The sequence below is a fragment of the Algibacter pacificus genome (assembly GCF_008033385.1).
GTDB classification, from domain to species: domain Bacteria; phylum Bacteroidota; class Bacteroidia; order Flavobacteriales; family Flavobacteriaceae; genus Algibacter; species Algibacter pacificus.
The window spans coordinates 118,099-131,625 of the sequence record NZ_VOGY01000012.1; the positions used below are offsets into that span (position 1 = coordinate 118,099).

General features: G+C 33.0%; 9 protein-coding genes. 1 reads left to right on the forward strand and 8 read right to left on the reverse strand.

From position 1 onward, the window contains the following. Nucleotides 1-240 precede the first annotated feature (240 nt). The 8 genes from yidC to bshC all read right to left on the reverse strand — a co-directional run bounded on the left by yidC (nucleotide 241) and on the right by bshC (nucleotide 11,620). Complete coding sequence (yidC, locus tag FQU21_RS14810; RefSeq protein ID WP_147678788.1) at nucleotides 241-2,139, reverse strand: membrane protein insertase YidC; 1,899 nt, start codon at nucleotides 2,137-2,139, stop codon at nucleotides 241-243. A gap of 88 nt (nucleotides 2,140-2,227) precedes the next feature. Beyond that, nucleotides 2,228-3,871 (reverse strand): CTP synthase, encoded by a 1,644-nt coding sequence (locus FQU21_RS14815; RefSeq protein WP_147678789.1) that lies wholly within the window; start codon nucleotides 3,869-3,871, stop codon nucleotides 2,228-2,230. 197 nt (nucleotides 3,872-4,068) lie between these two features. After that, the gene (locus FQU21_RS14820; protein ID WP_147678790.1) at nucleotides 4,069-4,296 is read right to left on the reverse strand and encodes a DUF3820 family protein; all 228 of its coding nucleotides are present in this window, start codon (nucleotides 4,294-4,296) and stop codon (nucleotides 4,069-4,071) included. Between the two features lie 4 nt (nucleotides 4,297-4,300). Next, nucleotides 4,301-4,840: a DUF922 domain-containing protein gene (locus tag FQU21_RS14825; protein ID WP_246124846.1), complete on the reverse strand. Its 540-nt coding sequence runs from the start codon at nucleotides 4,838-4,840 to the stop codon at nucleotides 4,301-4,303. A gap of 52 nt (nucleotides 4,841-4,892) precedes the next feature. Then, nucleotides 4,893-6,836, reverse strand: a complete 1,944-nt coding sequence (locus tag FQU21_RS14830) for a LysM peptidoglycan-binding domain-containing protein (protein ID WP_147678792.1) — start codon at nucleotides 6,834-6,836, stop codon at nucleotides 4,893-4,895. Between the two features lie 200 nt (nucleotides 6,837-7,036). Beyond that, complete coding sequence (guaA, locus tag FQU21_RS14835) at nucleotides 7,037-8,572, reverse strand: glutamine-hydrolyzing GMP synthase (protein WP_147678793.1); 1,536 nt, start codon at nucleotides 8,570-8,572, stop codon at nucleotides 7,037-7,039. A gap of 64 nt (nucleotides 8,573-8,636) precedes the next feature. Beyond that, nucleotides 8,637-10,010: a pyridoxal phosphate-dependent decarboxylase family protein gene (locus FQU21_RS14840; RefSeq protein ID WP_147678794.1), complete on the reverse strand. Its 1,374-nt coding sequence runs from the start codon at nucleotides 10,008-10,010 to the stop codon at nucleotides 8,637-8,639. Between the two features lie 8 nt (nucleotides 10,011-10,018). After that, nucleotides 10,019-11,620, reverse strand: a complete 1,602-nt coding sequence (gene bshC, locus FQU21_RS14845) for a bacillithiol biosynthesis cysteine-adding enzyme BshC (protein WP_147678795.1) — start codon at nucleotides 11,618-11,620, stop codon at nucleotides 10,019-10,021. 300 nt (nucleotides 11,621-11,920) lie between these two features. Between bshC and FQU21_RS14855 the strand changes: the two genes are divergently transcribed. Continuing rightward, nucleotides 11,921-13,453, forward strand: coding sequence for a PhoX family protein (locus tag FQU21_RS14855; protein ID WP_317130670.1), 1,533 nt, complete (start codon nucleotides 11,921-11,923; stop codon nucleotides 13,451-13,453). Nucleotides 13,454-13,527 lie beyond the last annotated feature (74 nt).

The window sequence follows — 13,527 nt, forward strand, 5'->3', positions numbered from 1 at the left end:
GTAATTGTCTAAAGAAAATTATCTAATTAATTTACTATAATTTATTAACCATTCTAAACCATAGTTAGACTATTTTTAAAATAAGATTGAGTAGCAAAAAACTTATATTTATAAGATCCTTAATTTTAAGGAAAAATCAACGAATAAAGCTAGACTTCTTTTTAGGGTTCCTCGATTTTAAATAATAAAAAAAGCCCATAAGCAATTTAGCTTATGGGCTTTTTTAAGAAATAACACAATTTACTTCTTTTTATTTCTGTTTTGAGCTTGTTTTTGTTGTTCGGCTTGCTCCATCATTTCAGCCATTTTTTTCTGAAATTTACTTTGTTTTTTAGGCTGTTTTTTCTTCTCTTGAATTTGAGCGTGAATTTTATCTTCATCTAAAATAAAATTCTTAATCACTAATATAATTCCGATACTAATTAAGTTCGAGATAAAGTAGTATAAACTTAATCCAGACGCGTAATTATTAAAGAAAAACAACATCATTATTGGAGAGAAATACATCATATATTTCATCATTTTTGCCATATCTGGCATCCCTTCTTGTTGTGGCTGCGCTGCCGCATTTTGCCCCGTAGTCAATTGCATATAAAAGAAAATAGCTACAGATGCTAATATTGGAAATAAACTCACGTGATTTCCATAAAATGGAATGTTAAACGGTAAATCTGCAATAACATCATAAGACGATAAATCATTCGCCCAAAGGAAGGATTTTTGTCTTAAATCGAAAGCCGAAGGGAAAAATTGGAATAAAGCATAAAACACCGGAAGCTGTATTAAAGCTGGTAAACAACCCGCCATTGGACTTGCGCCTGCTTTGGTTTGCAAGGCCATAGTTTCTTGCTGAGCTTTCATTTTATTGTCTTTATACTTTTCGCGTATTTCATCCAATTCTGGTTTCAGGATTTTTAATTTAGCCTGTGATAAAAATTGCTTGTATTGTACAAAAGATAGCATCAATTTAATTAAAACTGTCATAGCTATAATGGCAATTCCGTAAGGTAAAAACCCTGCTAAAAAGGCAAATAATGGTGTAAAAATATAGCGGTTAATCCATCCGAAAAGTCCCCAACCAAATGGTACTAATTCGTCTAAATTACGATCATACGCATTAACTACATCAAAATCGTTTGGTCCAAAATACAAATCCATAGACTGGTTAATCTCGCCAGCTTGCAATGCTAAAGGCATTTTAGCATTAAATTTTTTGGTGTATAAGGTATCTACAGTATCATCGTGTACTAAACTTTCTTGTGCAATATGCGATGTTTTAAACGGCGTATCTGTTAATAAAACTGAAGAAAAGAAATGTTGTTTAAATCCTATCCAAGTAACATCTTCTAATTCTTTATCAGCATCACGAGCTCCTGTGTAATTAGCTTTACCGCCTTCATATTCGTAATGAATATCGGTATATCTATTTTCATAAGAAATACTTTTAGCATGTCTATACCCTTTTAAAGCCCAATCTAAATTAATAACCTGAGAACTATTAATTACATCATTCAAACCTTGAGAACGTACCGTAAAATCGATCATGTAATCCTCTGGTTTTATCTCGTAACGGTATTCTAAAAATTTAGATTCGGATACCTTTAGTTTCATTGAAACTATTGTATTCTCACCGTTTTTAGTAACCGTTGGTGTAAAATATAAATCTTTAGTATTTAAAATTCGACTATCTGTAGTGCCAAAATTTATATTGAAATCTGCATTACGATTCTTTATTAAATAAATAGGAAGCGAATCGTAGTTCACAAACTTTTTAAGTTGTAATTCTGAAAGGTAACCGCCTTTGTTGCTAAATTTTAAAGCAAAAACATCACTTTCAACAAGGGTTTCTTTATCTGAAGCTGTAGATGCCGCATAAGCAAAAGCTCCAAATTTACTCTTAAGTCCAATTAATTGTAATGAATCTGAAACACCTTCCATTTTAAAGTCATCGGCTGTAACCACTTTAGCATCACTTGGTGCGTTGACTTTATTTTCTGCAGCAATTTGTTCTTGCTTTGCTTTTTCTTGAGCTTCAAGTTCTTCTGGCGTAGGTTGATTCTGCCATAGCATAAATGCTAATATTCCGAAAATAAGTACAAAACCAATAATCGAATTTAGGTCTAATTTTTTTTCTTCCATGTTTCAAATTTTAGACCTGATAAATATTAAAATCCATCAGGTCCTTATCTATTATTTATTATAATTTTCTAAATCAAAAAACTATCCACTATTCATTTTGTGCCATCTTGGCACTTTTTCTTTTTTTACTAAAAGTTAATGCCGCTTTTACAAAAGCCACAAATAATGGATGCGGATTTGCCACCGTACTTTTATATTCAGGGTGATACTGCACCCCGATAAACCATGGATGTGTTGGGATTTCCACAATTTCTACTAAACCCGTATTTGGGTTTAATCCGGTGGCTTTCATGCCTGCAGCTTCAATTTGTTCTTTGTAGTCGCTATTAAATTCGTAACGATGCCTATGACGTTCACTAATATTTTCAGCTTTATAAATATCACGAATGGCCGACCCAATTTTTAAATCGCAATCCCAAGCACCTAAACGCATGGTTCCTCCCATATCGGTAATATTTTTTTGTTCTTCCATTAAACTGATAACCGGGTTTTTAGTTTCAGGGCTCATTTCAGTAGAATCGGCATCTTTCAATTTAAGAACATTTCTAGCAAATTCAATCACTGCCATTTGCATTCCTAAGCAAATTCCGAAAAAAGGCACATTGTTTTCACGTACGTATCTCACGGCATCAATTTTACCTTCAATACCGCGCTCTCCAAAACCAGGCGCTACTAAAACACCGTCTAAATGCCCTAATTTCAACTTAGCATTATCTTCATTTATATATTCTGAATGCACAGATTCTATATTCACTTTAACTTCATTTTCCGCTCCAGCGTGAATAAAGGCTTCTAAAATCGATTTATAAGAATCTTGTAATTCAACATATTTCCCAATTAAACCAATGGTAACTTCGTATTTTGGATTTTTATGTTGGTGCACAAATTTATTCCAGCTAGAAATATCTGGAACAATACTTTTTAAATTTAACTTTTTAAGAACCACTTTATCTAGTCCTTCTTCTAACATTAAATTAGGCACATCGTAAATTGTTGAAGCATCTATAGATTGGATGACAGCTTCTTCCTTTACATTACAAAACAAAGCTAGTTTACGTCGTAATTCGTTTGGTAATTGGTGCTCGGTTCTACAAACCAAAACATCGGCTTGTACCCCACTTTCCATTAAAGTTTTAACACTATGCTGTGTTGGTTTTGTTTTTAATTCGCCGGCTGCAGATAAAAATGGTACTAAAGTTAAATGAATAACAATACCATTATGTTCACCTAAATCCCAACGTAATTGACGCACCGCTTCAATGTATGGCAAAGATTCAATATCTCCAACGGTTCCACCAATTTCTGTAATTACGATATCGTAATCGCCAGATTTACCAAGAATTTGGATACGTTCCTTGATTTCATTGGTAATATGAGGAACCACCTGAACGGTTTTTCCTAAAAACTCCCCACGGCGCTCCTTTTGTATTACACTTTGATAAATACGTCCTGTAGTAACGTTATTAGCCTGACTAGTTGGCGTATTTAAAAAACGCTCGTAATGTCCTAAATCTAAATCGGTTTCGGCACCATCTTCCGTAACATAGCATTCGCCGTGCTCGTATGGGTTTAAAGTCCCTGGATCGACATTGATATACGGATCTAGTTTTTGAATAGTTACTCTATAGCCTTGTGCTTGTAGAAGTTTTGCGAGCGATGCCGCAATGATCCCTTTTCCTAGGGATGATGTAACCCCACCGGTTACGAAAATGTATTTTGCTGTAGTTGTCATGTTGCGCTTATAAACGCAGGCAAATTTACAAAATTTTAATAGTTATTTCAGAATTGTTTTATGCTAATTTAAAAGGGAGCCATTTATAAGGAATTTTGAATACTTTTTTTAGAAATGCTATAAATATTATTCTAAAAAAGCAATTCCGTAACCACATGTATTGCGTCGCTTGTTGATGTAAAACAAAATCTCTAAATTTATTTAGGATATTTCCGTTGAATATTTCTAATTAAATCTTCTAATCCGTTTAATTTTAGCTCGTAAACTTGCCTTAACATATCGCCCAGCTTACCTTTAGGAAAGCCTTTATTGTGGTACCAAACTACGTAATACTCGGGCAAATCGATTAAATATCGACCTTCATATTTCCCGAAAGGCATTCTTGTATGGGCTAAAGTTATAAGGAATTGTTTGTCTGGAATCACTGGCTTATTCTATAGATTTATATTTTGACAATTTTTTAAGTTCCAACTTAATATAACGTTGCCATTGTTTTTGAATTTCGAGATTTTCAGAATGGTTGGTTTCTTCATCATAACGTTTTTGATGTTTATCTAATTCTGAAGCATTATTTTTATAAAGTGTTTTTAATTCAACCTTAATACTATTAGACACTTTTAATTCTGAAATTTCTTTTCTAAATTTTCTTGCAAATAATTCAGTAATATCAAAATGTAATTGTTCGTGTCCTAAAATATAGGCATTAGCTAAGTCTGTATTAACCCAAGATTCTTCAGGATAAAAATTAGTATCAACTTCGGTTGAAAAGCTAACTACATTTTCATTTGTTTTCTTAATAGAAAAACCAAAACTAATTCCCGATGCCGTTTCTGCAGCAGCACCAGAATCTGGTTTTGGTTTTCCTTTAAAATCGTGCCAAGACAATTTATTATTCTCATTCCAAAGTATGATAGATTTTTCTTTTTGAAGGCTAAAAAAACAAATTAATAAAACGAAAGTTCTAATCACGATGATACCATTGAATCTATTAATACCATCTAAAACGATTGGAACACAAAACTTATTGCTTTACTTCAACAATATGTAAATTATCATGTTTTACTAAATAAACAGCATTATTATAATACCCTCCAGTAATATTCTTTTTATAGGCAAATTTACTTTCAACATACTCGGTTAAAGGCGCATCGTTAACCGATTCATATAAACCTTTAGAAGATACTAATCGTAAAACAACATCCATAGTTAAATCGAAACCACGAACGGCTCTTTTATCGGGAGTTGCATAATATACCTTTTTATATTTTTTAACGAAAGCATTATTATCTTCATCAAACCATTTTGAAGTGGATGCAAAATGAAAGTTTAATTTTGATAAATGTTTGTTTGATACCTGATCATCTTCAAAGGCATCATTCATATTTGTGGTAACTAATGTTATTTGTTTTTTCTCTATGCTTGGTTCTCCTTGATCTAATGAATTATTAACCGAAGCCAATAAACTAGTAACATTAGAAACAAAACCAGGGTTTTTAGTTTCTAAAAACACATAATTATTTCCACTTTTTAAAGCCCCTACTATATCATCAACGAGTACGTAGTTTTCATCTCCGCCATCTTTGTTTTTTCTAGAGTAAACAATATTTGCATTATTAAATATGCGTTTTAACTCGTTCGCTGTTGAAGCTTGTTTAGAATCGGATACTATAACCACATTACTCACTAAACTATCAGATTTTACAAAATTTATTATTCTACTTTTTAATAATTCTGTTTTAGGTCGAGATTGAAAAACATTTGGTCGTAATTGTAATTTAGAACCTATTGGAGACACAACTGGAATATTATACCGTTCTAATCCGGATGCTGCTTTTGCAAAGGTTCTTGGTGTTAATGGGCCAATTACAGCGTCTACATCACTAAAATTATTTGTGCTTAAAATTCTAGATACTTCATTAACATCATATTTCGTGTCATAAACATCCACTTTAAGTGAAATCCCCATAGATTTTAACGAATCTATAGCCATTAAAACACCCGATTGAAAATCTAATGATGCATTTAAATACGGGTCTTTTTGAATACTTCTTTTGGTTTCTGCAATAGAATCATATCCAACACGATTTAACCTAAACGGAAGCATAATCGCAATATGTTTGGTACTGTAATCTTTAATTTCAGATTTTAAATTGGTAGAAACACCGCCATATTGTCCGCCTTCAACATGCTCTAAATTAGAATTTCCTTGTGGTGTTTTTAAAATCATGCCCGCTTTTAATCCTGTTTCTTTTAATTGCGGATTTAAAGATTCTAACTCTTCTTGTGTTAAGCCTAATTTTAATTTTAAACGATAAAAACCTTCTTTAGGCAACACTTTATAATAACCATAAGTTTCATCGACATGTTTTATGGCATCTTTTTCAATATTTGGTACGTTAATTTGCTGCCCTGGTTGTAATACCTCTCCCATTTCAGGGTTAAGTTCTGCCAATTCATCTAATGTAATTCCAAATTTATAAGCAATACGCCATTTTCCCTCTTTTGCTTCAACAAGGTATGGTTTTGTGTTCTTTATTTCTTCGACAACCTTTGTTTCTTTAAAAATAGGAATTTGAAGTTTATCATTTTTTCTTAACGGATTAGAATACAGAAATTTATTGTATTTTTTAATCTCATCTTCAGTAACATGATAAGTTTTAGCTAAACTATATAATGTTTCTTTTCGCTTTGTTTTATGCGTTTTAAAACCTTCTAATTCTTTTACAATAGTAACCTTTGGCGTATTCGATTTAGAAATAGGGATAATTAAAATCGTATTGGCTTTAAGTTTCTTTTTAGCATCTGGATTTAAACTATAGATATCGTTAGGTGTAATAAAATAATGCTTTGCAATACTCTCTACAGTTTCTCCTTTTTTTACTTGATGTGTACTAAAATTTTGCGCATTTAATGTAGCAAAACTACATACCAACGTTATTAAAATAACAGAAAAGAATTTGATCATTTATTTTATTTTAAAATTATCGAATTGATGTTTACTTAAAAGATATAACATAGCTATACATATAACATGCCAAAATTAAACATCAATTCGATTTTATCATTATTTGGATATACGTTCAATTATAATATAATAGCTACCTTAATTTTAAATTTTTATAAAATAAATTATTAGCCTATTAAATTAAAACTAAACTCATTCCTTTATTCCCACTCAATAGTAGCTGGTGGTTTAGAGCTAATATCATAAACTACTCTATTAACTCCTTTTACTTTGTTAATAATATCGTTTGATGTTTTTTGAAGAAACTCGTATGGTAAGTTTACCCAATCGGCAGTCATACCATCGGTACTTTCTACCGCTCTAAGTGCTACGCATTTTTCATAAGTACGTTCGTCTCCCATAACACCAACGCTGTTAACTGGTAACAACATCGCGCCTGCTTGCCAAACTTTATCGTATAATCCCCATTCTTTTAAGCCATTAATGAAAATAGCATCCACCTCTTGAAGCATGGTTACTTTTTCGGCCGTAATATCACCTAAAATACGAATTCCTAAACCAGGTCCAGGAAAAGGATGTCGCCCTAATAATTCAGGGTCAATTCCTAAAGTAGCCCCCACGCGGCGTACTTCATCTTTAAAAATAGCACGAAGGGGTTCCACTATTTTAAGTTTCATAAAATCTGGTAATCCCCCAACATTATGATGACTTTTAATTGTTGCAGAAGGTCCTCCTGTTGCAGAAACACTCTCGATAACATCTGGATAAATAGTCCCTTGGGCTAACCATTTTACATCAGTTAGTTTGTGCGCTTCATCATCAAAAACTTCAATAAAGGCGTTACCAATGGCTTTGCGCTTTAGTTCTGGATCTTCAACCCCTTTTAAAGCATCTAAAAAACGTTCGGAAGCATCAACGCCTTTTACGTTAAGTCCCATGCCTTCGTATTGGTTTAAAACCGATTCGAATTCATTTTTACGTAATAAGCCATTATTTACAAAAATGCAATATAAGTTTTTACCAATCGCTTTGTTTAGTAGAACAGCGGCTACAGTAGAATCTACACCTCCAGATAAGCCTAAAACCACTTTGTCGTTTCCTACTTTTTCTTGAATAGCTTCAACCGTTTCTTCAACAAAAGAATCTGGCGTCCAGTCTTGTTTTAAACCAGCGATTTCAACTAAAAAGTTTTCTAATAATTGTTTTCCATCGGTTGAATGATAAACTTCTGGGTGAAATTGAATAGCATAAGTTGTTTCGCCTTCAATTTTATAAGCTGCATTTTCTACGTCACTTGTACTAGCTACTAAAACACCATTTGTTGGTAATTTTTTAATCGTATCAGAATGGCTCATCCAAACTTGACTGCCTTCATTAATATTTTTTAGAAAAGCTTCGTCCTTTTTTATAAAAGATAAATTGGCTCTACCGTATTCTCTAGTGTTTGAAGGTGCCACTTCGCCTCCCGAAAAATGTGCTAAGTATTGTGCTCCGTAACAAACGGCTAGCGTTGGTTTTTTTCCTCTAATCTCTGATAAATCAGGATGCAAAGCATCTTCGCCTCTTACAGAGTTGGGACTTCCCGAAAGAATAACCGCTTTGTAAGTGTCTAAATGGTTTGGAATTTTGTTAAATGGATGTATTTCGGAGTAAATGTTGAGTTCCCTAACTCGACGAGCAATAAGTTGTGTGTATTGCGATCCGAAGTCTAAAATAAGTACCTTGTCATGTTGCATGCGCAAAAATAGTAATTGATTTTAAAATGACGAATTAAGCGCCCAAAATTTTTTCGATTAATTTTTATTCCATAGAATCTAAAATCATTTTTATATCTTCTTCAGTAGTATCCGGATTTATAAAACAAAAACGCGAACAAGTTTCAAAAGTATCTCCTTTTTTCCATTTTGTTGGGGTTACCAAAGCAAAACCTTTTTCATGATTTTCATAAGTCCAATGGGTATAGTCTTCAGGCTTCCATCCTATTCTTCTGTAAATTACGCAAGACAAACTAGGTGCTCTAACCAATTCTACAAAAGGCCTTTCTTCAATAAGCTTTCCTGCAATTTGAGCCAATTCTAAGCCGCGTTCTACGGCTTCTTTATACTTATCGGTACCATGCATGGCTAAAGAAAACCACAACGGCAAGCCTCTAACTCGGCGTGTTAATTGGATTTGATAATCGGTTGGATTAAAACCATGAGCCCCTTCATCTTTAAAAATGTCTAAATACGATCCTTCTTGTGAGTGTGCTTTTTTTGCTAATTCCGGAGTTTTATAAATAACGGCACCACAATCATAGGGTGCAAACATCCATTTATGCGGGTCTATTGTAATACTATCGGCAGTTTCAATACCATTAAATAAATGTCTTACTGAATCGGCTGCTAAAGCGCCACCGCCATAAGCCGCATCGACATGAAACCAAAGCTGTTCCTTTTCGCAAATTGTACCAATACCTGATAAATCGTCTATAATCCCAGCATTGGTTGTACCTCCTGTGGCTACTACGGCAAACAATCGTTTACGTTCCTCTGGCATTAAGCTATCTATTTTAGCTTGTAGAGCATCGCCGTACATTACATCTTCGGTATCTACAAATAGCACATCGGCATCCACCACTTTAGCCATAGATTTTACAGAGGAATGAGCACCTATTGATGTAATTATCAATCCTTTTCTTGAGTTATTTTCAGCATCTAAACTACGCCAATATTCTCGTGCTGTAACAATAGCCGATAAATTAGCTGCCGTACCACCACTAGTAAATACACCAAAAGCTCCCTTGGGTAAACCGGTTAAAGATACGATCCATTTCATGGCTTCATTTTCACAAAAAATGCCTCCCGCACCTTCCATCCAATACGCCCCGTGAATACTAGAAGCCGAGGTAACCAAATCGAACATAATGGCCGCTCTTGTGGGCGAAGCTGGAACAAAGGCTAAATTTCTTGGATGATCTATTGGAACATTAGCGTTCATTAAATGCTTTTTCCACAAATTAAAAGCATACTCTCCACCTACACCTGATGCTGTAACGGTTTCACCAACCAATGCTTTAAGATCTACTGCCGTTTGAGGCTTTCCTATTTTATGTTTAGTAGAAGTAATTCTGTCTATGGTGTATTTCATAACATCCATAGTCATTTCTATCAACTCAATATCAATTTTGTGCATGCTTAAATTTATAGTGTTATTATTAAAAACTCGCCTTTTAAAGGTTCTAGGTTTTCAATTAAATTAGGGATTAACTTTGTACCATATTCCAAATAAAACTCCGAAAAATTGGTATTTCTTTCCTGTAAACTTCCTCCCGGAAAAAGTTCGGTTTGCAAATCGGTCATTCTAGAAACAGCATCCTTTAATTTTCTTTTTTGGGCTTTTAACAATCTATTTTCAAGATGTTCTAAACCTTTTAATTGTTTAATTTCTTGTGCTTTTACAGCTCCTAAAAAGGTTTTATCTGTTTCTTCTGCAATCTTGTACATGTTATCAAACTGCTGTACCAAATACTTCTTTTGTTCAGAAAAATCAATATCAATATTAGAAATTTCTCTAACTTTTTTATTGATGAAGGCATTTCTTTTTAAGAATACATCTTCTTTAGAAATATTAAGTTTTTCAAGTTTCTTCTGCTGACTCGCCGTTTGTATTAAAACTGAATTCCTTAATAATAGCACTGGAAAAGGTACATTAACGGTATTAAAATATTTTTGCAGCTCAAACCAATATGCTAATTCACCACCACCACCAATATAACAAAGGTTTGGTAAAATAACTTCTTGATATAAAGGTCTCATAATTACATTTGGTGAAAAATGTTCTGGATGTTTTTTCACCTCTTCTAAAATAGCTTCTTTTGTCCAAGTAATTTCCGTATTTATCACTTTATAAACAGCATTCTCAAAAACAATACGTTCTCTTAAATTTTCATTTAAATAGAATAAATTTATTTCTCTTGGATTTACTTGGGCCTTAAAATTTCCAGAATACTCACTTAAGTCTTCAATAGTTTCAGAAACGGCTTTAAAGGCTGTTTCATTCAATAATTCGGTTTCTATATACGGTATAAACTGTTTTTTTAATTCTGCCTGATTTGCTTCAACAATTACTAAACCATATTCGCTAAATAAAGCATTAGCCAAATATCGAGTAGCATCGGCTAAATTATCGTGCTCCAAATAGGCCTTTTTAAAAATATTTTTTAAAAACTCTGCATTTTTAGTGTGTCCAATTTCATTCGAAAACACTTCAAAAACATCGGCTAAACCTTCGGTAGATAGTTCTCCAACAGCTCCACTTGCCTCCTTATTCCACTGTACTTTTTTTCCTCTGAAATTAAAATAATTTATTTCATCAAAATCGTGGTCTTCTGTTGCCATCCAATAAATAGGAACAAAATTCTGATTGGGATATTTTTCTTTTAATGTTTTTGAAAGATTAATAGCCGATACAATTTTATATAGAAAATAAAGGGGTCCCGTAAATAAGTTTAACTGGTGACCTGTGGTTATTGTAAAGGTGTTTTCTAATTTTAATAAATCTATATTTTGAAGCGTTAATGCCGATGCATCTACCTTTTTATATTGCTCAGTTAATACTTTATGCAATACATTTCGAGAGTCTTGTGTAAAACTTGCTCCCTTCTCTTCAATTTGATTTTTGAAGTTATCAAGGTTTGGAAAACGGTTATAAAATGGTTTTAACTCTTGATTTTCATCAAGATAATCGCAAATTAAACTTGAAAAATATCCTGTGTTTTTAAACGAAATACAGTCTGTTGGCATATTAAAATATATAGAAAAGTGTAAATATAAGATTATTCAATTTTGCAATTCTAAAAATTTCGTTAAGAAATAAAAAGCAAAAACAACTAGCAAGTTTGTCGTATTAAATATAAGAAACATTCATTTTATATTCTATTAACAATACACCATCAAACCATGAAGGTTCTTAATATTAAAATAACTTTTTTAACACTTAATTTACTTAAAATTAAATGAAGCACAGCAGTTAGTTAACATGGTTCTTTGGTTCAAGTTTTAGTTTTGAACCAAATTAATTAACCAATATTTATATATTAAATGATGAACAAGTACATTAAATTATTTTTATTCCTTTTTGTTGTAACATCTACAAGCGCAGTAATAGTGAGCTGTGATATTGAGGATGGAAAAGACGGTATTAACGGTATTGACGGAAAAGATGGTGAAGACGGAATAGATGGTGAGGATGGTGAAGATTTTACACCACCATCAGATATGTTTTCAAATAAATCTTTATTAAACCCTTTAGTGGATATTAAACCAGAATTTAACACTGTTGAAGCTTATTCTTTAATTAGTTCTACCGATGTGCTTTCTAATGGTTTCCGCTTAGTTGGTGCCCAAGATGGTGCTGGTTTTTTGAAAGATGGTGAAGAGTATATTTACGTTGTTAATGCCGAAGATGATCATGCCGTTTCTAGAATTCGTTTTGATAAAGACCTTAATCCTATTAAAGGCGATTGGTTATTAAACAATGGTGTTGCCGATTTTGCAAGACAATGTTCTGGAACCATGTGGGAAGCTAACATTCATGGTGGTGATAAAGACCTCTTTTTATCGGCTTCAGAAAGTCTTTCTTACGATGTAAAAGGTATTGACCCTTGGATTGAAACACCTACGCCAACTGCTGATTTTGGTTTGGATGCTTTAGGAGAATTTTCTTGGGAAAACGCTGTGCCATTACCAAAAAACACCTATGCTGGTAAAACTGTTATAATTGGTGGTGATGATGATTCTAGTGGGTCTGAAGGTCAAGTAATCATGTATTTATCTGAAAATGGTGATGCCGATTTAGAAAATGGTAAAGTTTATGTTTTAAGATTTAAGCAAGTATCCGATGGTGCTGGAGGTGCTATGGATGTTGCTGCCGAAACTGTTTATAACGAAGGAAGTTTAGATTTTTCTAAATCTTACGATATCGAGTTTGTAGAAATTGTTGATGGTGCTAGTTTAACTAAAAACGAAATGGAAACCGCTTGTACTAACGTATTTGCCTCTCAGTTTATGCGTGTAGAAGATGTGGATTACAGAAAAGGTAGCGATGCTAATGCAAGAGAGGTATTTTTTGCTGTAACTGGTAGAGGTCCAGGAAGAGGAACCTACAACGATTGGGGAACGGTTTATAAAATGGAACTAGACGAAACTAATCCTTTAGAGGGTAAATTAACACAAATTATTAGTGGTAATACAGATACCAACAATAAAGACGGTAATGTTGCAGAATTGCAAAGTCCAGATAATATTTGTGTTACAGAAAACTATGTGTACACACAAGAAGATCCAAACTCTTTTTCTAGAAATCATGCCGCGCAAATTTATCAAAGTGATTTAGATGGTAATAACACTAAAGTAGTATTAGCATTAAAAATTGAAAACAACTTAGCTCCAACAGGATCAACAGGTTTTTCTGGTGAGTTTGGTGCTTTAATTGATATCTCTGATAAAGTTGACGTGCCTGGTACTTTTATCTTAAACCTACAACCACATTACTGGAAAAGTGACGATTTTGTTTCAAGTAGCTTACCACATAACCAAGGTGGACAAATTGTATTATTAAAAGGCTTAGAAAGATAGTAAACACTATATTTTTTTTAATATTAAGAATCTCCATTTTTACAATGGAGATTCTTTCATTTTTATAACTTTTC

Excerpts from the sequence above, each read along its gene's own strand:
- bshC (WP_147678795.1), bottom strand. The coding sequence starts at position 11,620 with ATGCCAACAGACTGTATTTCGTTTAAAAACACAGGATATTTTTCAAGT.
- FQU21_RS14855 (WP_317130670.1), top strand. The coding sequence starts at position 11,921 with ATGAACAAGTACATTAAATTATTTTTATTCCTTTTTGTTGTAACATCT.
- FQU21_RS14815 (WP_147678789.1), bottom strand. The coding sequence starts at position 3,871 with ATGACAACTACAGCAAAATACATTTTCGTAACCGGTGGGGTTACATCA.
- guaA (WP_147678793.1), bottom strand. The coding sequence starts at position 8,572 with ATGCAACATGACAAGGTACTTATTTTAGACTTCGGATCGCAATACACA.
- yidC (WP_147678788.1), bottom strand. The coding sequence starts at position 2,139 with ATGGAAGAAAAAAAATTAGACCTAAATTCGATTATTGGTTTTGTACTT.
- FQU21_RS14830 (WP_147678792.1), bottom strand. The coding sequence starts at position 6,836 with ATGATCAAATTCTTTTCTGTTATTTTAATAACGTTGGTATGTAGTTTT.
- FQU21_RS14840 (WP_147678794.1), bottom strand. The coding sequence starts at position 10,010 with ATGCACAAAATTGATATTGAGTTGATAGAAATGACTATGGATGTTATG.